This is a genomic window from Streptomyces sp. NPDC051576 (genome assembly GCF_040681835.1).
Taxonomy (GTDB): Bacteria; Actinomycetota; Actinomycetes; order Streptomycetales; family Streptomycetaceae; genus Streptomyces.
The window spans coordinates 191,330-215,629 of sequence record NZ_JBFAZO010000009.1 but is presented as its reverse complement, the minus strand read 5'-3'; the positions used below and the strand labels follow the sequence as shown (position 1 = coordinate 215,629).

General features: G+C 69.8%; 19 protein-coding genes, 1 pseudogene and 1 riboswitch. Of the genes and pseudogenes, 15 read left to right on the top strand and 5 right to left on the bottom strand.

Translation table 11 applies throughout. The features are described from left to right. The first annotated feature begins 31 nt into the window (after window positions 1-31). From AB0M63_RS28660 to AB0M63_RS28650, 3 genes are all read left to right on the top strand, one after another. Window positions 32-1,609, top strand: coding sequence for a DEAD/DEAH box helicase (locus AB0M63_RS28660; protein WP_366021460.1), 1,578 nt, complete (start codon window positions 32-34; stop codon window positions 1,607-1,609). A gap of 62 nt (window positions 1,610-1,671) precedes the next feature. Then, entirely contained in the window at window positions 1,672-1,986 is a 315-nt protein-coding gene (locus AB0M63_RS28655; protein ID WP_355914578.1) for an SCO5918 family protein, read from the top strand. A gap of 160 nt (window positions 1,987-2,146) precedes the next feature. Beyond that, the gene (locus AB0M63_RS28650) at window positions 2,147-3,592 is read left to right on the top strand and encodes a glyceraldehyde-3-phosphate dehydrogenase (RefSeq protein WP_355914581.1); all 1,446 of its coding nucleotides are present in this window, start codon (window positions 2,147-2,149) and stop codon (window positions 3,590-3,592) included. Window positions 3,593-3,675: 83 nt separating this feature from the next. Here AB0M63_RS28650 and AB0M63_RS28645 read toward each other — a convergent pair whose 3' ends face one another. Continuing rightward, window positions 3,676-5,751 carry a DUF1996 domain-containing protein gene (locus AB0M63_RS28645; protein WP_366021459.1) on the bottom strand — a complete coding sequence of 692 codons (2,076 nt, stop codon included), beginning with the start codon at window positions 5,749-5,751 and terminating at the stop codon, window positions 3,676-3,678. Window positions 5,752-6,085: 334 nt separating this feature from the next. Next, window positions 6,086-6,258: riboswitch (cyclic di-AMP (ydaO/yuaA leader) on the top strand. An 8-nt stretch (window positions 6,259-6,266) separates the two neighbouring features. On the opposite strand from AB0M63_RS28645, the gene AB0M63_RS28640 reads away from it, so the two are divergent. Continuing rightward, complete coding sequence (locus AB0M63_RS28640) at window positions 6,267-7,727, top strand: NlpC/P60 family protein (protein WP_366021458.1); 1,461 nt, start codon at window positions 6,267-6,269, stop codon at window positions 7,725-7,727. Between the two features lie 210 nt (window positions 7,728-7,937). Then, window positions 7,938-8,396: a hypothetical protein gene (locus AB0M63_RS28635; RefSeq protein ID WP_366021457.1), complete on the top strand. Its 459-nt coding sequence runs from the start codon at window positions 7,938-7,940 to the stop codon at window positions 8,394-8,396. 1 nt (window position 8,397) lies between these two features. Here the strand turns inward: AB0M63_RS28635 and AB0M63_RS28630 are convergent, their stop codons facing one another. Then, entirely contained in the window at window positions 8,398-9,258 is an 861-nt protein-coding gene (locus AB0M63_RS28630) for an endonuclease/exonuclease/phosphatase family protein (RefSeq protein WP_366021456.1), read from the bottom strand. A 153-nt stretch (window positions 9,259-9,411) separates the two neighbouring features. Here AB0M63_RS28630 and AB0M63_RS28625 point away from each other — a divergent pair, with 153 nt between their 5' ends. The 3 genes from AB0M63_RS28625 to gndA all read left to right on the top strand — a co-directional run bounded on the left by AB0M63_RS28625 (window position 9,412) and on the right by gndA (window position 12,195). Then, entirely contained in the window at window positions 9,412-9,972 is a 561-nt protein-coding gene (locus tag AB0M63_RS28625) for a GtrA family protein (RefSeq protein WP_366021455.1), read from the top strand. Between the two features lie 84 nt (window positions 9,973-10,056). Then, window positions 10,057-10,581: a hypothetical protein gene (locus tag AB0M63_RS28620; RefSeq protein ID WP_355914598.1), complete on the top strand. Its 525-nt coding sequence runs from the start codon at window positions 10,057-10,059 to the stop codon at window positions 10,579-10,581. Window positions 10,582-10,725: 144 nt separating this feature from the next. Further along, window positions 10,726-12,195 carry an NADP-dependent phosphogluconate dehydrogenase gene (gndA, locus tag AB0M63_RS28615; protein WP_366021454.1) on the top strand — a complete coding sequence of 490 codons (1,470 nt, stop codon included), beginning with the start codon at window positions 10,726-10,728 and terminating at the stop codon, window positions 12,193-12,195. Between the two features lie 32 nt (window positions 12,196-12,227). Here gndA and AB0M63_RS28610 read toward each other — a convergent pair whose 3' ends face one another. Continuing rightward, window positions 12,228-13,235 (bottom strand): LacI family DNA-binding transcriptional regulator, encoded by a 1,008-nt coding sequence (locus AB0M63_RS28610; RefSeq protein ID WP_366021586.1) that lies wholly within the window; start codon window positions 13,233-13,235, stop codon window positions 12,228-12,230. Between the two features lie 294 nt (window positions 13,236-13,529). Between AB0M63_RS28610 and AB0M63_RS28605 the strand changes: the two genes are divergently transcribed. The 6 genes and pseudogenes from AB0M63_RS28605 to AB0M63_RS28580 all read left to right on the top strand — a co-directional run. Next, window positions 13,530-14,456, top strand: a complete 927-nt coding sequence (locus tag AB0M63_RS28605) for a sugar ABC transporter permease (protein WP_366021453.1) — start codon at window positions 13,530-13,532, stop codon at window positions 14,454-14,456. 3 nt (window positions 14,457-14,459) lie between these two features. Then, window positions 14,460-15,410 (top strand): carbohydrate ABC transporter permease, encoded by a 951-nt coding sequence (locus tag AB0M63_RS28600; RefSeq protein ID WP_366021452.1) that lies wholly within the window; start codon window positions 14,460-14,462, stop codon window positions 15,408-15,410. Window positions 15,411-15,456: 46 nt separating this feature from the next. Further along, window positions 15,457-16,797, top strand: coding sequence for a sugar ABC transporter substrate-binding protein (locus AB0M63_RS28595; protein ID WP_355914613.1), 1,341 nt, complete (start codon window positions 15,457-15,459; stop codon window positions 16,795-16,797). A 109-nt stretch (window positions 16,798-16,906) separates the two neighbouring features. Then, complete coding sequence (locus AB0M63_RS28590; RefSeq protein WP_366021451.1) at window positions 16,907-18,961, top strand: beta-galactosidase; 2,055 nt, start codon at window positions 16,907-16,909, stop codon at window positions 18,959-18,961. Between the two features lie 116 nt (window positions 18,962-19,077). Continuing rightward, the gene (locus AB0M63_RS28585; protein ID WP_366021450.1) at window positions 19,078-20,247 is read left to right on the top strand and encodes a permease; all 1,170 of its coding nucleotides are present in this window, start codon (window positions 19,078-19,080) and stop codon (window positions 20,245-20,247) included. A gap of 140 nt (window positions 20,248-20,387) precedes the next feature. Continuing rightward, window positions 20,388-21,428, top strand: a pseudogene (locus AB0M63_RS28580) (chitinase); the annotation flags it as partial. Here AB0M63_RS28580 and AB0M63_RS28575 read toward each other — a convergent pair. Next, window positions 21,424-22,386, bottom strand: a complete 963-nt coding sequence (locus AB0M63_RS28575; RefSeq protein ID WP_366021449.1) for a GNAT family N-acetyltransferase — start codon at window positions 22,384-22,386, stop codon at window positions 21,424-21,426. The pseudogene AB0M63_RS28580 and the gene AB0M63_RS28575 overlap by 5 nt on opposite strands. Window positions 22,387-22,436: 50 nt before the next feature. Further along, window positions 22,437-23,540, bottom strand: a complete 1,104-nt coding sequence (locus AB0M63_RS28570; RefSeq protein ID WP_355914624.1) for a PP2C family protein-serine/threonine phosphatase — start codon at window positions 23,538-23,540, stop codon at window positions 22,437-22,439. A 333-nt stretch (window positions 23,541-23,873) separates the two neighbouring features. On the opposite strand from AB0M63_RS28570, the gene AB0M63_RS28565 reads away from it, so the two are divergent. Further along, the gene (locus AB0M63_RS28565; RefSeq protein WP_355914627.1) at window positions 23,874-24,254 is read left to right on the top strand and encodes an ATP-binding protein; all 381 of its coding nucleotides are present in this window, start codon (window positions 23,874-23,876) and stop codon (window positions 24,252-24,254) included. The last annotated feature ends 46 nt before the right edge of the window (window positions 24,255-24,300 follow it).

Here is a 24,300-nt window from a genome sequence, read left to right as displayed (position 1 = left end):
TGATACGTGCCATATCAAGGAAGGTTCCACATTGAACCGCGCACGAACAAATGAACGTTCCAATGACCGCTTCGCACGGAAGCGCAATGGAAATGCGGAATCCGGAAAGGGCGGCTACCGTTCGGCGGCCCCCGCCGGCAACCGCTCAGGTGCACCGCGTCGCGCCAAGGGCAACGGCGGCCGACCGGTCGCCCTCCAGGGCGAGTTCGCGCTCCCGAAGACGGTCACGCCCGGCCTGCCCGCCGTGGAGTCGTTCGCCGAACTGGACATGCCCGCAAAGCTGTTGGCCGCCCTCGGCCACGAGGGCGTCAGCGTCCCGTTCCCGATCCAGGCGACGACCCTCCCCAACTCCCTCGCCGGCCGTGACGTGCTCGGCCGCGGCCGCACCGGCTCCGGCAAGACCCTCGCCTTCGGCCTGGCGATGCTGGCCCGTACGGCGGGCCGCAGGGCCGAGCCGCGACAGCCGCTCGCGCTCGTCCTGGTCCCCACCCGCGAGCTGGCCCAGCAGGTCACCGACGCGCTCACCCCGTACGCCCGCGCCGTCAGCGTGCGGATGACCACCGTCGTCGGCGGTATGTCGATCGGCCGGCAGGCCGGAGCGTTGCGCGGTGGCGCGGAAGTCGTGGTCGCGACGCCGGGACGGCTCAAGGACCTGATCGACCGCGGCGACTGCCGACTGGACAACGTCACCATCACCGTCCTCGACGAGGCCGACCAGATGGCCGACATGGGCTTCATGCCCCAGGTCACCGGCCTGCTGAACCAGGTGCAGCCGGGCGGCCAGCGAATGCTGTTCTCGGCGACGCTCGACCGCAATGTGGACCTCCTGGTCCGCCGCTACCTGACCGACCCCGTCGTCCACTCCGTCGACCCCTCGGCGGGCGCGGTCACGACGATGGAGCACCACGTCCTGCATGTGCACGGCACGGACAAGCAGCGGGCGACCACCGAGATCGCGGCGCGCGACGGCCGGGTCATCATGTTCCTGGACACCAAGCACGCGGTGGACAAGCTGGTCAAGCACCTGCTGAACAACGGCGTCCGCGCGGCCGGTCTGCACGGCGGCAAGTCCCAGCCGCAGCGCACCCGCACCCTCGCCCAGTTCAAGGACGGGCATGTGACGGCGCTGGTGGCGACCAACGTCGCGGCGCGCGGCATCCACGTCGACAACCTCGACCTGGTCGTCAACGTCGATCCGCCCACCGACCCCAAGGACTATCTGCACCGCGGCGGCCGTACGGCCCGTGCGGGCGAGTCCGGCAGTGTCGTCACCCTGGTCACCCCCGACCAGCGCCGTGACTTCACCCGCCTGATGACCGCGGCCGGCGTCACTCCGGAGATCACCCCGGTCCGCTCGGGCGAGGAGGAGCTGACCCGGATCACGGGCGCCCAGGCCCCGTCCGGTGTCCCGGTCGTCATCGCCGCGCCGGTCGTGGAGCGCGAGCGCACCCGCCGCGGCCCGTCCTCCTCGTCGTCCCGTGGCCGCCGCGGCCGCCCGGCGTCCGAGGGCCGGACCGGTGGTGGCGCGGCTCGCCGCGGCAGCGGCGGCGGTAACGGCGGTGGCAGCAGCCGGGGGCAGCGGCGGTCGTCGTTCGGCCCCGCGGCCTAGGGATCAACTCGGCCCCTTCGGGGGCCCGTTCGGACGGCATCTCCTTCTCTCTGTGAGGCAACATGCGTTGTGTCATCGCCCGGTATCCCTTCGACCTCACCAAGTTGGGAGTGCTGGAGACGATGAAGGGCATCAAGCCCGAGCTGGTCACGGGTGAGTCCGTGACCATCGGGCGGCGCCGCTACCCCGTCAAGCAGGTGGGCCGGATCATCACCCGGCAGGACCCGCGCGACTTCACCAGCGGCGAGGTCGTCCGGGCCATGACCCGGCTCGGCTTCACCTGTCACGGCCTGCCCGAGGCGGTGCCCGTGCACGCGCTCACACCGTTCGAGAACGCGTCGGCGCTGCTGGGCAGCGGCGCGCCCCAGGACGTGTAGGAGCGACACACACCAGTACAGCCGTGAGGGCCCCGCCGACGCGTGTCGGCGGGGCCCTCACGGCATTCCGGGCATTCCACGTGCCGGGGGCACCCCTCCTGAACGAGCAGATGAACAGCGGGTTAGCATATGAGCACCGCCTAGCTCGAAAGAGAAACCTGTGCCTGTCAACGAGGACTCGTTCACCAACTGGAAGACCCGCGAGGAGATCGCGGAGTCCATGATCCCGATGATCGGGAGGCTGCACCGCGAGCAGGACGTCACCGTCCTGCTGCACAGCCGCTCCCTGGTCAACAAGTCGGTGGTCAGCATCCTCAAGACCCACCGGTTCGCCCGCCAGATCGACGGCGAGGAACTCTCCGTCACCGAGACCCTCCCGTACCTGCGGGCGCTCACCACGCTCGACCTGGGCCCCTCCCAGATCGACATCGGCATGCTCGCCGCCACCCACCGCGCCGACGAACGCGGCCTCACCGCCGAGGAGTTCACCGCCGAGGCGGTCGCCGGTGCCACGGGCGCCAACAAGATCGCGTGCCGCGAGGGCCGGGACGTCGTCCTGTACGGCTTCGGCCGCATCGGCCGACTGGTCGCCCGCCTCCTCATCGAGAAGGCCGGCTCGGGCAACGGTCTGCGGCTGCGCGCCATCGTCGTACGGCAGGGCGGGGAGCAGGACATCGTCAAGCGCGCCTCGCTGCTGCGCCGCGACTCCATCCACGGCCAGTTCCAGGGCACGATCACCGTCGACGAGTCGAGCAACACGATCATCGCCAACGGCAACGAGATCAAGGTGATCTACGCGGGCGAGCCCTCCGAGGTCGACTACACGGCGTACGGCATCAAGGACGCCATCCTCATCGACAACACGGGCAAGTGGCGTGACCGGGAAGGCCTTTCCCAGCATCTGCGGCCCGGCATCGACAAGGTCGTGCTGACCGCGCCCGGCAAGGGCGACGTCCCCAACATCGTGCACGGCGTCAACCACGACACGATCAAGCCGGACGAGCAGATCCTGTCCTGTGCGTCCTGCACCACCAACGCGATCGTACCGCCGCTGAAGGCGATGGCCGACGAGTACGGTGTGCTGCGCGGCCATGTGGAGACCGTCCACTCGTTCACCAACGACCAGAACCTGCTGGACAACTACCACAAGGCCGACCGCCGCGGCCGGTCCGCGCCGCTGAACATGGTGATCACCGAGACCGGTGCCGCGTCCGCCGTGGCCAAGGCGCTGCCCGACCTCAAGGCGCCGATCACCGGCAGCTCGATCCGGGTCCCGGTGCCGGACGTCTCGATCGCGATCCTCAGCCTGCGCCTCGGCCGAGAGACCACCCGCGCCGAGGTCCTCGACCACCTCCGCGAGGTCTCGCTGACGTCCCCGCTGAAACGGCAGATCGACTTCACCACCGCCCCCGACGCAGTGTCGAGCGACTTCATGGGCTCGCGCCACGCCTCGATCATCGACGCGGGCGCGACCAAGGTGGACGGCGACAACGCGATCCTCTACCTCTGGTACGACAACGAGTTCGGCTACTCCTGCCAGGTCGTCCGGGTCGTCCAGCACGTCTCCGGGGTCGAGTACCCGACCTACCCGGCGCCGGCCGTCTGACCGCCCTGGCCCGGAACACCCGACGGCTCGGCCGCCCCCAGTTGGGGGCGGCCGGGCCGTCGTTGATACCGCTGTGCGTGGTGTCAGCGTGAGCTGCGCTTGCCCCGGTAGAGCACCACGAACCCGGCAATGAGAAGCAGCGCGCCGGCCACCGCGGGCCACAGGTTGGCCCCGGTCTCCGCGAGCCCGCCCTGCGCCTGCGGTTCGGTCTGCGGAGCCACGGCGGCGTAGCTCTCCCCGCCCGAGGAGTTCGTGGGCGGCGTCTCCACGGCACTGCCGACCTCACCGCCGGTACCGGCGTTGTCGTCCGAACCACCCTGCGTCGGCGTCGCGTTCGACCCTTCGGTCTTCGTGTCGGCCTTGGGCACCGCGACAGCGGACGTCAACGAGCTGGGGTCCGTGGTCGCGGTGTCCGGGGCGCTCGTCGCGGGCGCGACGGTGGGCTGGTCGTTGGTGTCGCCGTTTCCACCGTTGTCGCCGTTGCCGCCATTCCCCCCGTTCCCGCTGTTTCCACCGTTTCCGTCATTCCCGCCGTTCCCGGCGGGCTCGGTCGCGGTCGCGCTGGGCGCCGCCGTCGCCGTGTCGGTGGCCGTCGGGGACTCCTGCGGCTCACCCGAACCCGAACCACCGCCCGAATCCGAACCGCCGCCCGAACCGGAGCCCGACCCCGATCCGGATCCCGAACCGCCGCCCGATCCAGGGTCGTTGTCCGTCCCGGCGCCGCACTTATCACCGTTGTTGATGCAGTTGACCATGTCCTTCATCAGGCCCTCGTCGAAGACGTTGATGAAGTCGCCGTGGTCCGTGACGGGCTTGTGCTGCTGCTCCGGGAAGGAGTCCACCGCGAACAACGGGGTGGTCTTGCCACCGTCCTGGAGGCTCGGCGCGTCGACGTCGTAGACGATCCGCTGGACCAACTGCGGAATGGCCTCGAAGCCCGCCGGGCAGGCGCCTTCGGCATCCTCGAAGGCCACGTGGGTGCGGTGGTTGGCGCTGTCGATGTTGCGGCCGTCCCAGCAGCTCTGGAACTTGAAGGTGCGTACGACGTCGCTGCCCGCCGGGCACAGCGGGTACTTGTCCTTGAGCTGCCGGTCCTCGAACCCGGTGCAGCTCCAGGAGGCGTTGGCGTTGGCCGGGCCGTTCACGAAGGCCTTGGCGTCGCCGGTGATGATGCGCAGGAGGCGCGGCATCGCGACGACCTTGCTCTGCGGGTTGCCCACGAACGTCAGCGTGGCTGCCTTCGCGGTCACGATCTGACCGGAGTTGCCCTCGGTGCCGCCGCCGGGCTTGTCCGCGTCCCGCTCCTGCTTCCCGTTCTGCAGGCGCAACACGGGCCAGTAGTAAGTGGACTTGTCGCCCGGGTTCTCGCAGCTCGTGTTCGCGTTCGCTAGATCCTGGTCGCTGGCGAAGGCGTTGTTGGACTGGTTGCCGACGTAGTCGTGGAAGTGGTGGGCGCCGTTGGTGACTCCGGGCGCGACGATGACGTTGTCGGAGTTGAACAGGCCGTTCGCGTTCACACCGCAGGCGGTGACGAACGTGCCGGTCGAGGCGTCCCCCTGGTCCTTCGGGGTGTTCACGTTGGGCTGTACGGAGGTGATGTCCGCGTAGTCCGAGGCGACGGGCCCGTTGGTGGACTGCTGCTGGCCCTGGCCGTCGCCCTGTTGCTGGCCCTGGTCACCGGCGGCGCTGCTCGGGTCCTCGCTGCTGCCGCCCTGGTCACCGGTGTCGTTCTTGGGCGCGATCAGTGTGCAGGCGGCGAGCGCGTCGAGTCCCTCCGGGCGGTCTCCGACGCGCGCGATGGCGTCGCCGATCCGTCCGATGGTCGCGGCCCGCTTCTCCTTCAACGGATTCATGATCGCGTTGTCGGCGAAGGAGGCGTCCTGGCGTATGGACTCCGTGGAGTCCTGCAGCTTCTGGTAGGCCTCGGTGATCTGCTGGTCGAGCAGCGCGAGTTCCTTGTCGACGTCGGTCTTCGCCTCGTCCGGGACCGTCGTCAACTGGGTGCCGATGTCAGGGCAGTCGATCGTCGCGCCTCGCGATGCCGCGTCCGGGGTGCCCTGTTGGGCGGAGTCACCACCCCAGCCACCTTCGGACGCCGACGCGTATACGTTCGCCGCCACCAGTCCTCCGCCGCCCAGCATCAGGGCGACTGCTGCCATCGTCGCGCGGCGTGCGCCCGTTGGGCGTCTGCGCGTGTTGCGTGCCAAGGAAGTGCTCCTACACGTATCGGTCGGCCCGGCTCGTCCCGGCATGGACATCCCCCGCCCCAATACGGGGCCGGGTCCCAGTGTGTTCAACCGTCCCGAAAATTCATAGCGACCTCATACGGAACGCCTGACTCCGCCGACCCATGAGCGCTCGCCACACCCAGGACGAGGTAAAGGTCACAAATACGTATCGGACATATCGCGCTTCAACCTTCACACGAGGCACACACGTTGGCTAGGTTGACGCCCAGGCCTTGCGACTAACTCCGGCGATCGGCGCCGGGCCGCACGGCTTGCGCCGAGTCCGGTGCGCCGCTCGCGGCAGCCGGAGCCGGGGACCCAACCGACTTGGGGTGAATCGGCCCAACTGCCCAGCAGGGCAAGGGCCGTAGGGCAAACCTTCCGTGATCGACGCCCGAACCCGACAGCTAACCCGGTAGGCGCGATACGGAAGGAGCACGTCTGCCATGCCGGCAGAACGAAGGACGCGCACCGGAGGCAGTGGCCCCACCGTGGACGACCGACCCAGCCGCGAAGAAGTCCAGCGGCGGATCAACTCCCTTTACGACAGGGCCGAGACGGCCACCGGAAACTACAACGCCACCCGTGCGATGTCCGGGGGCCCGCGTCAGCGCGTCAACCCCCGACCCGGTGCGTCGCGGCCTTCCGATCCCGCCCTCGACGCCGTCGCCCGGCAGTGGTTCGACCGGGCCCGCGCCCAACTGGGCCCGACCGTACCGGCGATCCTCCCGCCCAGCAGGACTCCCGGCCGCCCGGCGGAACCCCGGCCCGAGCGACGTCCCGACCCCGAGGCCGCCCTCGCGCTCCAGGCGCCGCCCAGCCGCGCCGTCGCGGAGCTGACCGCGGCGCCCGCCGTACCCGACATCACCACCCCGACACCGGAGTTGACCGCCCGGCCCGTCGCCGCACTGCCCCCCGCGCCCCAGACGCCGCAAGCACCACCGGCGACCATGCTCGACCTGCCGCCCGTCCCCGCCCTCGAAGTGGCGCCCGCGCCGATGGTCCAGTCGCCTCAACTCGCCCCGCAGGCCCCTCCGGAGCCGGCCTTCGACCCGCTCACCGCGGACTTGGCGCTGCTCCCCTACATCGCCGCGCCGCGCACCGAGACCGCCCCGACGAACGCCACCTGGCCGCCGCCGGATCCGGCCTGGTCCGCCCCGGAGACGGCCTGGTCCACCGGGCAGATGCCCATGGTGACCGACTGGTCCACCGGACAGATGCCCATGGTGACCGAGCAGCCGACCGTCGAGCCCGCCTGGTACACGACACCGGAACCGGACTGGCGCCCGCCCCAGCAGGAGTGGCAGCCGACCGCGCCCGCCGCCGAGGTCTCCTACGCGGCTGCCCCGGCCGTCGCCCCTGAAGTCTCCTACGCGCCTGCCCCGGTCATCACTCCCGAGGTCTCTTTCGCCGCTGCCCCGGCCATCACCCCCGAGATCACCCTGCCCACCGCTCCGACCATGCCGCCCGAGATCGTTCTCCCCTCGGCCCCGGCCATGAGCCCGGCATCCGCCACGACGGTCCCCGTCGCGCCGGATGCCGGTACCCAGAGCAAGACCGGCATCGCCCTCGCCTTCGCCCGCGCACAGATCGGCAGGCCCTGCCTGTGGGGCGCGGCGGGGCCGGACGCGTACGACTGCTCCAGCCTCACCCAGGCCGCCTGGAAGGCCGCGGGCGTCCTGCTCCCGCGCACCGCCCAGGAACAGTCGGGCGCCGGCACACTGGTCCCGCTCACGGACATCCGCCCCGGTGACCTGATCTTCTTCTACGACAGCATCGACCACGTCGGCCTCTACACCGGCAACGGCCTGATGATCCACGCGCCGAGCCCGGGGACGCCGATACGCGAGGAGTCGATCTTCTACGCGGGTTCCGCCGCGATCCGGGGCGCCGTGCGGCCCGCCTGATCCGCTCGGGATGCCTGGCCTTCCCGACCTGGTCGCACATACGTGCACACCCTTGCCACCCCGGCGAGCCGTGTCGTTGGTCCGTACGAGTGGTGCATCCTGGGACACGGTCGTAGCGTCGACAGTGAGACGACGACCGTGCCCCGGCCGGTGGGCCACCGCCGGTGCGGGCGCGGCACGACCAGGACGAACAGGCGGCGGGGAGCGGACATGTACAAACACACCATGGTCGGAGTCGTCACGGTCTGCGCCGCCGCCCTGCTCGCGCCGGCCGTGGGCACCTCGTCCGCGGCCACGGCGAGCGCGGCCCCCGCCGCACACCAGCAACGAGCGGACCCGGTACTCGTCGACTGCCTCTGGCATCCCGAGGTGCGCCCCGCCGACTTCGTGCTCGCCTGCGGCGACGGCAACAGCCGCCTGACGTCGCTGCACTGGACGAACTGGAGCGCCGACTCCGCGACGGCCACGGGCTTCAACGTGGTGAACGACTGCAAGCCGTACTGCGCGGCGGGCAAGTTCCACTCGTACCCGGTCGTCGTCCGGCTCGACACCCCGCAGCCCTGGAAGAAGCACCCGCAGCTCCGGCACTACAGCGAGATCAGCCTGACGTACACCGCCGGACGGCCCGACGAGTTCGCGCACGTCGTGACCTACCCCCTGTGGAACTGACTCAGAGCGACAACTCCACCACCAGCGGCCGGTGATCGGAGATCGCCGTCCTGGGCGCCCGCGCCGTGCCCACGGCGTCCGCGCCCAGCCCGGTCGCCAGGATGTGGTCGAGCTGGACGAGCGGGCGATGCGAGGGGAAGGTCGCCTGTCGGCCCTGCCCCCGCCAGCCGCGCCGGCCGGTCGCGTCGAGGGCGATTCGAGGCAGCGCGCCGATCAGGTTGAAGTCGCCCATCAATAGCTGCGGTTGGGGCAGATCGGCGATCCACCGGCGCACGGTGCGCAGTTGACCCATGTTCCAGCCCGGCACGAACGAGAGATGGACGGCGACGGCGGTGAACAGCCCCTGCGGTCCTTCCAGTACGGCGGCGAGGGCGGCCCGGGGCTGATCCCGCACCAGGGCCGGAGTGGCCCGCCCGGCGACCCTCAAGGGCATCCCGAAGGGCGCCGCTGGGAGTCGTAGGGCCCGCCACTCCCGGACCGGCAGCCTGGACAGCAACGCGACGCCGTGCGAAGGGACTTGGGGCCGCCGCCCCTCGGGCCCGTGGACGCGCATGCCGGGCTCGGCGGGATCGCGGACCCAGCCCCGACCGGGCACCAGTCGGCAGTGCAGCGAGGTTCCGTAGCGCCAGTCCCGCGCGCCCATCGCGTCGGCGGCGACCGCCGCCTGATCGGCGCAACCCGACCGTTCCTGAAGGCAGTCGACCTCCTGGAGAGCCACCACATCGGCGTCCAGGGAAGCGACGGCTTCGGCGAGGGGCGCCGAGGCATCGCCGGGGCGAACCGGTGCCGGGCGGCCGTCCGGCTGGATCAGCCGGCCGTGCAGCACATTGAAGGTCGCACACCGCACCCGTAAGTCACCCATCGTCGCCCCTGTTCCCCTCGTGCCGATGTCCTCGGAACCATCGCCGTAAAAATAACTTGCGTAACTCAAGCAATCCGCTATAGTTGAGTAAGTCAAGGAAATATACGCGGCCGGATCACCGAGGCACAGCGTACGGAGCGGATGGAGACCGCCATGGACAACGCGACCCGTACCCCGGCCGCCCCCGGTCCGCTCGCCTCCTTCGCCCGGTTCGTGCTGCTGGGCGGCGGGGTCGGACTCCTCTCCAGCGGTGCCGTGGCCCTGCTCGCCGGGCAGATGGCCTGGGCCCTGGCGAACGCGCTGATCACCGTCGCCTCCACCCTCCTTTGCACCGACCTGCACGCCCGCTTCACCTTCGGGTCGGGCGGCCGCGCCGGATGGCGCCAGCACTGGCAGTCCGCGGGTTCGGCCGCGGCGGCCTACGTGGTGACCTGCGCCGCGATGCTCGTCCTGCACCTGGTGCAGTCCTCGCCCGGCACGCTGACCGAGCAGATCGTGTACCTCGGCGCTTCCGGTCTGGCCGGCCTCGCCCGCTTCCTGCTGCTGCGGCTGTACGTCTTCGCGACCGACCGCCGTCGCACGGCGGTCCCGGAACCCAAGAAGGCCACGATCGTGCCGGTACCGGTGCGGGCGAAGACCCCGCAGCCCGCGTGGACCCCGATGGCCCGCTTCCCCGTCACCTCGAAGGTTCCGGCCACCGCGGGTGCCCTGTAGCGCAGGAAGCGCAGGCCCGAGCCCCGCCGAGGTCCGCCGGTGATCAGCTACGCTGACCGCTTCCAATTCACAGACAGCGGGGACATGTTCACCAAGCGACTGATCACGACCGGGTTGACGGCACTTCTGATCGGAACGCTCGGCGCATGCGGGGGCGGCGACAGCTCTGGATCCGCGTCCGGCACCGGTGGGACCAGCACCGCAGCGACAGCCCGGCAGACCCCCGACACCGTCACCGGGCTCCGGGACTCGGTCCGTCACCTCGCCCGGCAGACGACGAGGGCCACTCGCCCGCACACCGTCACGAAGTGCGCCTCGGCCACCAAGCAGGTCCGGCACACGTCCAGTTCGGGCACGGGCACCAAGAAGAAGACCCGCACCTGGTACACCACGGAGCGGTACCGGAAGTGCGCGAAGGTGCGCAGCGGCACGGAGACGTACACCCGTGTCGTCCGCAAGGAGCGGTGGTGCGTCAGCCTGGACGACGTGGGCGGCGACACCGGCAGGGACGACGTCTGGTACCAGGTCACACGTGCCGCCTACGACGACGTCCGCCTCGCGGACGAGCACACGCGCGTGACGTTCGCGCCGACCGGAACAGGCTGCTGAGAGCGCGGTCCGACGGCCGGGCGCCAACATGAATCCCGAATCGGGTTCCCGGACTTCGAGTCAATTCGTGATCACAGCCGTACCTGCGGTCATGGGCGCCCCGCGCCGACCCGCCACGTCACCGACTCGGAGAACAGGCACCCCATGAACGCACCCGTACCGAACACCCCCGCCACCGACGCGACCGCCCAGATCGGTGTCACCGGCCTGGGAGTGATGGGCCGCAACCTGGCCCGCAACTTCGCCCGCAACGGCTACACGGTCGCCGTCCACAACCGATCGCCGCACCGCACCCATGAGTTGATGAAGGAGTACGGCGACGAGGGCGCCTTCGTCCCGGCCGAGACGGCACAGGAGTTCGTGGCCGCGCTCGAACGCCCCCGCCGACTGATGATCATGGTGCAGGCCGGTCCGGCCACCGACGCGGTCATCGACGAGTTCGCCGCGCTCATGGAGCCCGGCGACATGATCATCGACGGCGGCAACGCGCACTTCGCCGACACCCGCCGCCGCGAGGCCGCCCTGCGCGAGCGGGGCCTCCACTTCGTCGGCGCCGGGGTCTCCGGCGGCGAGGAGGGCGCGCTCAACGGCCCGTCGATCATGCCCGGCGGTTCGGCGGAGTCGTACGCCGTGCTGGGCCCGATGTTCGAGTCGGTGAGCGCGAAGGTCGACGGCGAGCCCTGCTCCACACACATCGGCACCGACGGCGCCGGGCACTTCGTCAAGATGGTGCACAACGGCATCGAGTACGCCGACATGCAGCTCATCGCCGAGGCCTACGACCTCCTGCGCCAGGTCGGCGGCTACTCCCCCGCCGAGATCGCGGACGTCTTCCGCCGCTGGAACGAGGGCCGGCTCGGTTCCTATCTGATCGAGATCACCGCCGAGGTCCTGGCCCACACCGACGCGGAGACCGGCGGCGCGTTCGTCGACATCGTCAAGGACGCCGCCGGCCAGAAGGGCACCGGGCGCTGGACCGTGCAGACCGCGCTGGAGCTGGGCTCGCCGGTCACCGCGATCGCACAGGCCACCTTCGCCCGCGCCTCCTCCAGCCAGGCCAACCTGCGCGCCGCCTACCGAGGGCTGCCCGGCGGCACCACTCCCCCGCTGAGCCGCACCGAGGCCGAACGCTTCACCGCGCAGGTCGAACAGGCGCTGTACGCCTCGAAGGTCATCGCCTACGACCAGGGCTGGAAGATGATCCAGGACGCGGCCGACGAGTACGGCTGGTCGATCGACCTCGCCGCCGTCGCCGGGATCTGGCGAGGCGGCTGCATCATCCGCGCCTCCTTCCTCGACCGCATCCGTGCCGCGTACACGGCCGAGCCGGGTCTGGTCAGCCTGCTGGGCGAGGAGGAGTTCGCGCGGGAGATCGGCGACGCGCAGGTCCCCTGGCGTGAGGTGGTGGCCTCGGCGGCCCGCCGCGGCATTCCGGTGCCCGCGTTCTCCGCCGCGCTGTCCCACTACGACACGCTGCGTGCCGAGCGGCTGCCGGCGGCCCTCCTCCAGGGCCAGCGCGACTTCTTCGGCGCGCACACCTACGGCCGTACGGACAGGACCGGCACCTTCCACACGCACTGGTCCCGGCCCGGCCGCCCGGAGACGACGGCCTGAGCCGTGCGGACGTGATGTTCCAGCCCTCCTGCTCAGACAGGGGGGCCGGACGTGTGTGCCGCGGGCGGCGCCGTGCTGTCGCGTATCACGAGCTGCGTGGGCACCAGCGTGGTGCCGTGCTCGTCGCCCCGCTGCCGCATCCGCCGTAGGACACCCTCCACGCACAGGCGGCCGACCTCGGCGAAGTCCTGGTGGACGGTGGTCAGGGGCGGCAGGAAGGAGCCCGCCTCGGGGATGTCGTCGAAGCCGATGACGCTGACGTCCTCGGGGATGCGCCGGCCGCGCTCGTGCAGGGCCCGCAGCAGACCCAGTGCCATCTGGTCGTTGGCCGCGAACACGGCTGTGCAGTCTGCCTGTTCGGCCAGCGCGAGGCCCGTGCGGTAGCCGGACTCGGCGGACCAGTCGCCGCGCACCACGGGCGGCACGGGCCGGCCCGCGTCGGTGAGTTCGGCGCTCCACGCGTCGGCGCGGCGCTGCGCCGCGAAGGACTCCTCGGGTCCCGCCAGATGCCAGACCGTGCGGTGGCCGAGGTCCAGGAGGTGGCGTACGGCGGCCCGTGCGCCGCCGTTCTGGTCGGTGTCGACCACGCTGTAGCGGTCGCCCGCGTCGGAGTCGGCGACGACGACCTGGACGTGCGGCGGCAGGGAGATGGTCGCCGCGTCCAGGAGGTGCACCTCCATGATGGCGATGACGGCGTCGACGGCGAGTTCGCCGAGGCGGGAGAAGGCTCCGCGCACCTCGTCCTGGGTGGGGACGGCGACCGGCAGGAGCGTGACGGCGTAGCCCTCCTGCGCGGCGGAGGTGGCGATCGCCTCCAGGGTGCGCATGTTGCCGGTGGTCGAGAGGTTGAAGGTGATCACACCGATGGTGCGGAACTCACCGCGTTTGAGGGCGCGGGCCGCGCTGTTGGGCCGGTAGCCCAACTCCTTCATGGCGGCGAGGACCTGTTGCCTGGTCTCCTCGTTGACGCCCTCGTAACCGTTGGACACCCGGGAGACGGTCTGCGAGGAGACGCCGGCCACGCGCGCCACATCCGCCATGGACGCGCTGGGGGCGCGCCGCGAGGACCGTTTCCCGGAGCGTCTACGAGGCTCCTGTGTGCCGGCCGAGGCACCGTCCGCTGTGTCCACCGGTCTCCCTCACATATCGATCCGATTGCCTCGGTCGTGTTTCACCAAACGAACCTTGACCACCGACATTGGGGCAGTGTAGACATGCCGCCATCAGATGTTTACGTAAACATAACAGGCCGGGACGTCCTTGGACCTGCGTGTTTACGCAACCATCGCGACGGCGTAGGACGCCGGTTCCGAGATGGACGAGCGAGGAACTACATGACGACGCTTCAACCCCCTGCGGCCGCGACTCGGCCCCCAGCCAGGCCATCGGCGAAACGGGACCGCCGTTCCTGGACAGGGTGGGGTTTCATCGGACCCTTCGCGGTGGTCTTCGCCTTCGTCTTCCTGGCGCCGATCGTGTACTCGATCTATCTCAGCCTGTACCGCAACCAGCTCATCGGCGGAAACCACTTCGTCGGCCTGGACAACTACAAGCAGGCCTTCCAGGACGACCAGTTCTGGTCCTCCCTGGAGCGGGTCTCCCTGTTCCTGGTGGTCCAGGTGCCGATCATGCTCGGCATCGCCCTGTTCGTGGCGCTCGCCCTGGACAGCGGCCGGCTCTTCGGCCGGGACTTCTTCCGGATCTCGATCTTCCTGCCGTACGCGGTGCCCGCCGTGGTCGCCACCCTCATGTGGGGTTTCATGTACGGCACCCAGTTCGGTCTGGTGGGTGACATCAACAGCGCATTCGGCGTGACCCTGCCGGACCCGCTCTCGGCACACCTGGTCCTGGCGTCGATCGGCAACATCGTCACCTGGGAGTTCGTCGGCTACAACATGCTGATCTTCTACTCCGCGCTGCGGGTCATCCCGAACTCGCTGTACGAGGCCGCGGAGATCGACGGCGCCGGGCAGTTCCGCGTCATCACGGCCATCAAGCTCCCCGCGATCCGCGGCGCCCTGGTCATCGCGACGATCTTCTCGATCATCGGCAGCTTCCAGCTCTTCAACGAGCCCAGCATTCTGCGGCCGTTGGCGCGCAACGCCATCACGACGGACTACACGCCGAACTTCTACACCTACTCGCTGTCCTTCAACGGACAGCAGCACAACTACTCCGCGGCGGTCGCCATCATCATGGGGCTGATCACCATGGTCGTCGCCTACGTCGTGCAGCTCCGCGGCATGCGCAAGGGAGCCTGAGCCATGAGCACCCCCGTCACCACCGCCTCCCCGTCCGCGTCCGCCCCTTCCGGTGGGAGTTCCAAGGGCGCGCCCCGGCTGCGCACACCCCGCAAGAAGCACACACCGGGACGTCCCAAGCGCAGTGTGCTGCTGACCGTGCTCACCGGCCTGATCATGCTGTACGCCGTGGTGCCCCTGGTGTGGCTGGTCATCAACGCGACCAAGTCCGAGTCGGGACTCAACAACTCCAACGGACTGTGGTTCGCCCACCACTTCGACCTCTGGCAGAACCTCCACGACACGTTCACCTACCACGACGGCATCTTCGGTCGCTGGCTGCTGAACACCCTGTTGTACGTCGTGCTCGGGGCCGGCGGCGCCACCCTCCTGTCGATCCTCGGCGGCTACGCGCTGGCGAAGTTCAACTTCCCCGGGAAGCGCGCCGTCTTCGCCGTGGTCATCGGCGCGGTCGCCGTCCCCGGTACGGCCCTCGCGGTGCCGACCTTCCTGATGTTCAGCAAGATCGGGCTGACCGACACCCCGTGGGCGGTGATCATCCCCTCGCTGGTCTCGCCGTTCGGCCTGTACCTGATGTGGGTCTTCGCCACCGAGGCCATCCCCGTGGAACTCCTGGAAGCCGCCCGGATCGACGGAGCGGGCGAGCTGCGGACCTTCTTCCAGGTCTCCCTGCCGCTGCTCGCCCCCGGTGTGGTGACGGTCCTGCTGTTCACCACGGTCGCGACATGGAACAACTACTTCCTGCCGCTGATCATGATCAAGAACCCTGACTGGTACCCCCTGACCCTGGGCCTGGACGCGTGGAAGAACCAGGCCCAGACGATCGGCGGTGACGTCATCTTCAACTTGGTGATCACGGGTTCGCTGCTCACCATCGTGCCGCTGATCGCCGCGTTCCTGCTGCTGCAGAAGTACTGGCAGTCCGGTCTCGCCGCCGGAAGCGTCAAGGAATAACCCAACCCTCAAGAAGTCCCACCCACGAAGAAGTGGAAGCACCTCCATGCGCAGAACCACCGGCCGCCTGCTGCGCGGCCTCGCCCTCCTGTCCGTCCTCTCCCTGGGGGCGACCGCGTGCGGCAGCTCGGACGACGACAGCTCCAGCACCAAGGCCGTCTCCTCGGCGGACATCCAGGCGGCCCTGAAGAAGGGCGGCACGGTCACGGTCTGGGCCTGGGAGCCCACGCTGAAGACGGTCGCCGCCGACTTCGAGAAGAAGTACCCCAAGGTCAAGATCAACCTGGTCAGCGACCGCTCCGGTGACAAGCACTACACCGCGCTGTCGAACGCGATCGCGGCGGGCAAGGGCGTCCCGGACGTCGCCCAGGTCGAGTACTTCGCGCTGAGCCAGTACTCCCTCACCAAGGGCCTCACCGACCTGGCGCCCTACGGCGCCGACAAGCTGGCCTCGAAGTACACGGCGGGTCCGTGGAACGCCGTGAGCGACGGCTCCAAGGTCTACGGCCTGCCGATGGACTCGGGCCCGATGGCGATGTTCTACAACAAGAAGGTCTTCGACAAGTACAAGATCGCCGTCCCGACGACGTGGGACGAGTACGTCGTCGCGGCCCGCAAGCTGCACAAGGCCGACCCGAAGGCGTACATCGCCAACGACGCCGGTGACGCCGGCTTCACCACCAGCATGCTGTGGCAGGCCGGTTCGCGCCCCTACAAGGTCGACGGCACCAAGGTGACCGTCAACTTCGAGGACGCGGGCGCCAAGAAGTACACGGACACCTGGCAGAAGCTGATCGACGAGAAGCTCGTCTCGCCCATCAACGGCTGGACCGACGACTGGTACAAGGGCCTCGGTGACGGCACCATCGCCACCCTGACCACCGGCGCCTGGATGCCCGCCAACTTCGTCAGCGGTGTCGCCGGTGCCTCCGGTGACTGGCGCGCGGCCCCGATGCCGCAGTGGACCGCGGGCGGCAAGGCCAGCGCGGAGAACGGCGGCAGCTCCCTCGCCCTGCCCACCCTGGGCAAGAACAAGGAACTGGCCTACGCGTTCGTCGACTACGCCAACGCCGGCGCCGGCGTCCAGACCCGTGTCGACCAGGGCGCCTTCCCGGCGACCAAGGCGGAGCAGCAGTCCGCGGCGTTCCAGAACAAGGAGTTCCCGTACTTCGGCGGCCAGAAGGCCAACAAGATCTTCGCCGAGTCCGCGGCCGAGGTCGCTTCCGACTGGTCGTACCTGCCCTTCCAGCAGTACGCCAACTCGATCTTCAACGACACCGTCGGCAAGGCCTACATCTCCGGCACCACGCTGGCCCAGGGCCTGAAGAGCTGGCAGGACGCCTCGATCAAGTACGGCAGCGAGCAGGGCTTCACCGTCTCCAAGTAACACCCGGCACCACCTCGGGAGCCGCCGCCGAGCAGTCATGCCTCGGCGGCGGCCGCCCGCGATCCACCCAGCGACTCGTTCCACCTGTGCGGTAACCGGAAGGACCACCATGATCTCCACCCTCCTGTCCCAGTTGCGGCACGGGCCGGACGGTGACCCCACCACCCCCCGCCTCGCCTACGGCGCCGACTACAACCCGGAGCAGTGGCCTCGCGAGGTGTGGGAGGAAGACATCCGGCTGATGCGCGAGGCCGGCGTCAACATCGTCTCCGTGGGGATCTTCTCCTGGGCCCGGATCCAACCGGCCCGGGACGAGTGGGACTTCGGCTGGCTCGACGAGGTCATGGACCTGCTGCACGCGGGCGGCATCGGCGTCGACCTGGCGACCGCGACCGCGTCCCCGCCGCCGTGGCTGAGCACGGAGCACCCGGAGATCCTCCCGGTGACCGCCTCCGGCGAGACCCTGTGGCCGGGGGGCCGTCAGCACTGGCGTCCCACCTCGCCCGTCTTCCGCGACCACGCGCTGCGCCTGGTACGGAAGTTGGCCGAACGGTATGCGCAGCACCCCGCGCTGGTCGCCTGGCACGTCTCCAACGAGCTGGGCTGTCACAACGTCTACGACTACTCCGACGACGCGGCCCGCGCCTTCCGTGACTGGCTGCGCGCCCGCTACTCCACCGTCGAGACGCTCAACCAGGCCTGGGGCACGGCGTTCTGGTCCCAGCGGTACAGCGACTGGGAGCAGATCCTGCCGCCCCGGCTGGCCGCGTCCTTCCCGAACCCGACCCAGCAGCTCGACTTCAAGCGCTTCTCCTCGGACGCACTCAAGGACCATCTGCGCGCGGAGCGCGACCTGTTGCGCGAGATCACCCCGGACGTGCCGGTCACCACCAACTTCATGGTGATGGGCAACACCAAGGGCATGAACTACGCCGACTGGGCCGCCGAGATCGACTTCGTCTCCAACGACCACTACGTGCTGCCCGGTTCGCAGGACCGCGACGAGCTGTCCTTCTCCGCGAACCTCGTCAGCGGTATCTCCGCCGGCCGTCCGTGGTTCCTGATGGAGCACTCCACCAGCGCCGTCAACTGGCAGCCCGTCAACGTGGCCAAGCGGCCCGGCGACCTGGCCCGCGACTCGCTGCTGCATGTCGCGCACGGCGCCGACGCCGTCTGCTATTTCCAGTGGCGCCAGTCGGCGGCCGGTGCCGAGAAGTACCACTCGGCGATGGTGCCGCACGCCGGTGCCGACAGCGAGGTCTTCCGCGCGGTGGCCGAACTCGGGCGCACCCTGCGGACGTTGGCGCCGGTCGCGGGCACGGACCGCGAGTCGGCCCGGGTCGGCATCGTCTTCGACTGGGAGTCCTGGTGGGCCAGCGAGCAGGACTCGCACCCCACCGACCGGCTCGACTACCGGCAGGAGGCGCTCGACTGGTACTCCGCCCTCCTCGACCTCGGCGTACGGGCCGACATCGTCACGGCCCAGACCGCCCTCGACCGGTACGACGTGGTGATCACGCCGGTACTGCACATGATCCCGGCGGCCCTGTCCAAGGAACTCACTCGCTACGTCGAGCAGGGCGGCCACCTGGTGTCCACCTACTTCTCCGGTGTCGTGGACGAGAACGACCACATCTGGCTCGGCGGCTACCCGGGCGCCCTGCGCGACCTGCTCGGCATCCGCATCGAGGAGTTCGGCCCGCTGCTCGACGGCGACACGGTCGAGCTGGACCTCGACGCCACTGCCACCGGCTCCCTGTGGACCGACCGCATCACGGTGACCGACCCGGAGGTGGAGGTGCTGGCCCACTACCGCAGCGGTACGTACACCGGGCGCCCCGCCGTCACCCGCCGTACGGTGGGCGGGGGTTCGGCCGCCTACGTCTCCACCCGACTGGGCCGCGACGGCCTCACCGGCCTGCTCCCCGAGCTGCTCGCGCCCGCCGGTGTCGTCAGTGAACTCCCGGACGGCGCAAGGGGGAATGTCGAACTGACCGTGCGCCGGAACGCCGAGAGCCGCTACCTGTTCCTGGTCAACAGGACCGACGAGACAGTGCCGTTGCCCGGCCTGTCCGGTGAGCTGCTGGTCGGCAGCGCGGGCGCCGACGGCTTCCCCGTCCTCTCCGCCAGGGAAGTCGCCGTGGTGCGGCAGCCGGCGAGCTGACGCTCGACACTCAAGGCCGCCGCCCATGCGGCGGCCTTGCCTGTGTCGCGTCACCTGCATTGGATACCCCCTAGGGGTATAGTCCTGCCTGACGCACACCGGAGAGGGGCAGGTTCATGGGAGCGATCGGGCACGCCTTGTCCATTGCCGGGTCGATGACCTGGGAGGTCACCTGGGCACTGATCCTCGGCTTCACGCTCTCCGCCGTCGTGCAGGCGGTGGTGCGTCGGTCTACGGTCGTACGGCTGCTCGGTGACGACCGGCCGCGCACGCTCGCGCTGTCCGCAGGGCTCGGTGCGGCTTCGTCCTCGTGCTCCTATGCCGCCGTCGCGCTCGCGCGTTCGCTGTTCCGGAAGGGTGCGAACTTCACCGCGGCCATGGCCTTCGAGATCGCCTCCACCAATCTGGTCGTCGAACTCGGCGTGATCCTGGCCCTGTTGATGGGCTGGCAGTTCACCGCCGCCGAGTTCGTCGGCGGGCCGATCATGATCGTGGTGCTCGCGGTGCTGTTCCGTCTCTTTCTGCGGCAGCGACTGCTGCGCCGGGCCCAGGAGCAGGCGGAGCGCGGGCTGGCCGGTTCCATGGAGGGGCACGCGGCGATGGACATGTCGATCGGGGGCGAGGGGAGTTTCGCCCGTCGGCTGTTCTCACGGGACGGGTTCACGTCCGTCTCGCACATCTTCGTGATGGAGTGGGCCGCCATCCTGCGCGATCTGGTGGCCGGACTGCTGATCGCGGGCGCGATCGCCGCATGGGTGCCGGACAGCTTCTGGCACACGTTCTTCCTCGTGGACCACCCGCTCGCCTCGAAGCTGGTCGGACCGCTCGTCGGACCGCTGGTGGCCATCGCGACCTTCGTCTGCTCGATCGGCAACGTGCCCCTCGCGGTGGTGCTGTGGAAGGGCGGCATCAGCTTCGGCGGAGTGATCTCCTTCATCTACGCCGACCTGCTGATCCTGCCGATCCTGAACATCTACCGGAAGTACTACGGCCCCCGGATGGCCGGCTTCCTGCTGGTCACCTTCTTCGCCGCGATGGCGGTAGCCGGCTATGTCGTGGAGTTCGCCTTCGGCGGGCTCGGCCTGATCCCCGACCAGGCCGACGCCACGATCCCCGACGACGGGATCACCTGGAACTACACGACCTGGCTGAACATCGTCTTCCTGCTGCTGGCCGCGAGTCTGGTCGTACGGTTCCTGCGCAGCGGCGGCCCGGCCATGCTGCGGATGATGGGCGGTTCACCGGAAGACGGTGAGCACGAGCCGCAACACGAGCACCACCACTAGCGCGAGCCCCTGTGCCCGAATTCCGGTGCCGCCCCGGTCAGTTCACTGTAAAGAACCTTGACAGACGATTGGTCTAGTCCAAATATGGTCGCTGTTCGCCCCGGTCTGGGGCGGCTTCTCTCCTTCAGCATGGGAGCGTCATGAGACGACCTGGGCCTCTTCGCGCGTCACTGTCCTGTACGGCCGTAACCGCCCTGTCCGCGGGGCTGGTTGCCCTAGGCGGAAGCGCCGCGAGCGCGGATCACCGCGCGCGGCCCATGCCGGACCACGTGGCGGCGCCGTACTTCGAGGCGTGGACCGGGGAGAGCCCGGCCGCGCTCGCCGCGGCCTCGGGCAACAAGTACCTCACGATGGCCTTCCTGCAGACCGAGGCGGCCGGTTCGTGCACGGCGTACTGGAACGGTCTGCCCGCCCAGCCGATCGCCAGGTCCACCTTCGGCAAGGACATCGCCACGATCCAGGCGCGCGGCGGCAACGTCATCCCGTCCTTCGGCGGCTACAGCGCGGACACCACCAACACCGAACTGGCCGACAGTTGCACCGACGTCGACGCCATCGCCAAGGTCTACGAGAGCCTGGTCACGACGTACGGCGTGAGCCGCATCGACCTCGACATCGAGGCCGACTCCATCAACAACACCGCGGGCATCGACCGCCGCAACAAGGCCATCGCCAAGGTGCAGCGCTGGGCCCAACGCACCGGCCGCAGCGTGGAGTTCTCCTACACGCTGCCGACGACCACCACCGGTCTCGCGCCCAACGGCGTGGCCCTGCTTCAGAACGCGGTCGACAACGGCGCCCATGTCGACGTCGTCAACATCATGACGTTCGACTACTACGACGGCGCCACCCACGACATGGCGGAGGACACCAGGACGGCCGCCACCGGCCTGCACGCCCAACTCGCCGCGCTCTACCCGAAGAAGAGCCCGGCGAAGCTGTGGAAGATGATCGGCGTCACCGAGATGCCCGGCATCGACGACTTCGGCCCGGCGGAGACCTTCACCACGCAGAACGCGGTCACGGTGAAGAAGTGGGCCGAGGCCCAGGGCATCAACACGCTCTCCTTCTGGGCGCTCCAACGCGACAACGGCGGCTGTGTGGGCACCGGCGGCGCCAACAACTGCTCGGGAATCGCCCAGGACACCTGGTACTTCAGCCACACCTTCAAGTCGTTCACCCGAAGGTGACGGGGAGGGTCAACTCCCAGGTGTCGACCCCGAAGTCGAGTGTCATGCCGTGCCGTTCGTACAGGGCCAGCGCGTTGCTCGTGTTGTCGGTGTCGACGCCCAGGCCGATCCGGTCGCGGCCCAGCGCCGCGTAGTGGCCGAAGCCGTACCGCAGGAGGTGACTGCCCAGGCCCCGGCCGCGGGCCTGGCGCAGGACGGCGAGGTTGCCGATCCAGGCCATGGAGGCGCGGTCGTTGTGGCTGCGCAGCATCGCGGCGTCCCCGAGGCCGTCGACATGGGCGATCCAGATCAGTGACCAGTCGACCCGGTCGGCGTCGATGTCGTCGAGCCACTGCGGGTAGGTGCGGTACTGGAAGTCGAAGTGCTCGGTCATGGCTTCCTGGAGCAGCGCGTGGGCACGTCGGCGGTCCGGTTCCGTCAGGCAGGGGCGCAGGGTCACACCGGGCGGAGGGGACGGCAACGGGTCGGCCGTAGGCGAGATTTGACGAGCCATCACGTTGTAGCGGCGGACCGGTCGCCAGCCCCGGCCGCGCAGTGCGGGCAGGTCCATGGTGGGGGCGAGGGTGAGGTGCAGATGCACCACGGCACGGGACGCGCCGTTGGCGGCGGCGCGTGCCGCGGCCCTGGCCTCCACCAGGTCGAACAGGTGCAGGGCGGCCGGCAGCCGGTCCGGCACGATGTAGTGGTCGATGTCGATCCGCTCGCCGCCCGAGTCGTCCCACAGCAGGCCGTACCCGATCAGGCGGGCGCCCTCGAAGAGCAGCCAGGAGTCGTGCTCCAGGTCCACCTCGGGGTGCTTGAGATCCGCCTGGATCTCGGCCAGTTCGGTGTCCGGGCGGCCGATCTCCAGCAGGTCGATCTCGTTCAGCAGGGCGCACACCGCGTCCGCGTCCCCCGGTGTCGCCGGGCGGACGAGCAGACCGGGCGGTGCAGGAGTGGGGGCGGTCATGCTCCCACTGTCGGGTGATCGCCTCCGGCCCGCAACGGGGTTTCCGCGGCTCACCGCAGAGTCGGGCCGTCTCCCGCCGTGTCCGTGTCCGTGTGGTCGTGGTAGCGGAGCAGGAGCATCGCGGCGTCGTCGTGGAGCGGGCCGGCCGTGTGGCGGACCAGGTCCTCGCGCAGGGAGTCGAGCGCGCTCTGCGCGTCGGGTTCCTTCAGCAGGTGCGCCCGCTCGCCGAGCGGATAGAAGGTGCCGTGGTCGTCGCGGGCCTCGGTGACGCCGTCGGTGTACAGCAGCAGTTGCTCGCCCGGTGCGAAGCACACGGAGAACGGCTTCGGACTCTCGCTGCCCTGGGCACCGCCCAGGCCGAGCGGCGGGGCGTAGGCGGGCGGTGCCGGGAAGTCGGCGGCGCCGTCGCGCCGTACGACCATCGGGGGCGGGTGGCCGTAGTTGAGGAAGAGCACCTCGTGGTCCGCGCCGATCTCGGCGAGGACTGCGGTCACGAACTTCTCGTCGGACAGCACCCGGGAGACGCTGCGCTCCAGCCGCTCGCCGAGTCCCACCAGGTCGGGTTCGTCGTGCGCGGCCTCCCGGAACGCGCCGAGCACCACGGCGGCCGTCTCGACCGCGGCCAAGCCCTTGCCCTGGACATCGCCGACGATGACGCGGACGCCGTGCGGGGAGGCGACCACCTCGTACAGGTCACCGCCGATCCGGGCCTCCGCGACGGCCGAGGTGTACGACACCGCCGCCTGGAGGGGGCCCGCGGTCAGGGGCACCGGCCGCAGCAGCACACGTTGCGCGACCTCGGCGATGGAGCGCACGCTGGCCAGTTCGGCCTCGCGACGGCCACGCATCACCGCGGCGGCGATGCCCGCGCCGGTCACGCCCACCACCGACACCATCGCCAGGAAGCCCCTGCGTTCCTGGAACAGTCCGTCGTACAGGCCGAGTCCGACGCACAGCGCGAGCGCCGCCGCGCCGAACCAGGCGGTACGGCGCCAGCCGCCGACCAGCCCGGCGAAGGCCGGACCGAGGGAGGCCAGGGGCAGGAAACCGAGTCCGGGGCCGGTGAGAACGTCCCCGACCGCGACCACCGCCATCACCACGGCGGGCAGCCAGGTCAGCACGGAGAGACTGCGCTGCGGCTTCGCTGCGGCCATGGTCCTCTCCAAAGCGTCACGGCTCCCGGGAACCGCCTTCCGCGGGGCCTCTCCCCCACCTTTGGACATCGCAAGGCTCCCAGGCAATCCCCCGGGCGTGCCCAGCGCTTTACCCAATTGAGTCCGAGAGCGGACATTTCCTGATCGGCGACAACCAACGCGGTCCGCCCGGTTGCCGATCACGGACTCCGGGCACATGGAGTGTGTGGGACCGGCCGCGCAAGACGTGCAGCGGCCCCGGTGCGGTGGCGCCGCGGGGATACCGGGTTGTCCTAGGAGGGGAAGTGATCCGCCATGCGTACGCATCGGCGTACCCATAGGCGTTCTGTACGCGTGGAGTACCTGCTGCCCGACGAAGCCGCGTCGGCGGGCCAGGCCCGCAGGCTGACCTCGGAGTTCCTCGCCCGCTCCCGCCCTCGGCTGACGCGGATGGACGCGGAGCAGATCGACGACGCGACGCTCATCGTCTCCGAACTGGTCGCCAACGCGACCGAGCACGGCCGCGGCGAGTGCCGGCTGCGCCTCCAACTGTCCGACGAGCGCGTCACGGTCGAGGTCTACGACGACAGCCCGACCCCGCCCCGACTGCGGCCGATGACGGCCGAGGGCGAGAGCGGGCGCGGCCTGGCCATGGTCCGCTGCCTGGCCCACCGCCTCGACGTCACCCCGCTCACCGGGGGCGGCAAGCGGGTGCGCGCGATCCTGGCCATCTGAGCCGCCGCCGACTCCGGCGGGGTCGACGGGAAGGCGACGCGGTCAC

Coding starts and splice junctions, on each gene's coding strand:
- gndA (WP_366021454.1), top strand. CDS start 10,726: ATGAACGCACCCGTACCGAACACCCCCGCCACCGACGCGACCGCCCAG.
- AB0M63_RS28655 (WP_355914578.1), top strand. CDS start 1,672: ATGCGTTGTGTCATCGCCCGGTATCCCTTCGACCTCACCAAGTTGGGA.
- AB0M63_RS28635 (WP_366021457.1), top strand. CDS start 7,938: ATGTACAAACACACCATGGTCGGAGTCGTCACGGTCTGCGCCGCCGCC.
- AB0M63_RS28595 (WP_355914613.1), top strand. CDS start 15,457: ATGCGCAGAACCACCGGCCGCCTGCTGCGCGGCCTCGCCCTCCTGTCC.
- AB0M63_RS28630 (WP_366021456.1), bottom strand. CDS start 9,258: ATGGGTGACTTACGGGTGCGGTGTGCGACCTTCAATGTGCTGCACGGC.
- AB0M63_RS28620 (WP_355914598.1), top strand. CDS start 10,057: ATGTTCACCAAGCGACTGATCACGACCGGGTTGACGGCACTTCTGATC.
- AB0M63_RS28590 (WP_366021451.1), top strand. CDS start 16,907: ATGATCTCCACCCTCCTGTCCCAGTTGCGGCACGGGCCGGACGGTGAC.
- AB0M63_RS28625 (WP_366021455.1), top strand. CDS start 9,412: ATGGACAACGCGACCCGTACCCCGGCCGCCCCCGGTCCGCTCGCCTCC.
- AB0M63_RS28585 (WP_366021450.1), top strand. CDS start 19,078: ATGGGAGCGATCGGGCACGCCTTGTCCATTGCCGGGTCGATGACCTGG.
- AB0M63_RS28640 (WP_366021458.1), top strand. CDS start 6,267: ATGCCGGCAGAACGAAGGACGCGCACCGGAGGCAGTGGCCCCACCGTG.
- AB0M63_RS28600 (WP_366021452.1), top strand. CDS start 14,460: ATGAGCACCCCCGTCACCACCGCCTCCCCGTCCGCGTCCGCCCCTTCC.
- AB0M63_RS28575 (WP_366021449.1), bottom strand. CDS start 22,386: ATGACCGCCCCCACTCCTGCACCGCCCGGTCTGCTCGTCCGCCCGGCG.
- AB0M63_RS28645 (WP_366021459.1), bottom strand. CDS start 5,751: ATGGCAGCAGTCGCCCTGATGCTGGGCGGCGGAGGACTGGTGGCGGCG.
- AB0M63_RS28605 (WP_366021453.1), top strand. CDS start 13,530: ATGACGACGCTTCAACCCCCTGCGGCCGCGACTCGGCCCCCAGCCAGG.
- AB0M63_RS28570 (WP_355914624.1), bottom strand. CDS start 23,540: ATGGCCGCAGCGAAGCCGCAGCGCAGTCTCTCCGTGCTGACCTGGCTG.
- AB0M63_RS28610 (WP_366021586.1), bottom strand. CDS start 13,235: ATGGCGGATGTGGCGCGCGTGGCCGGCGTCTCCTCGCAGACCGTCTCC.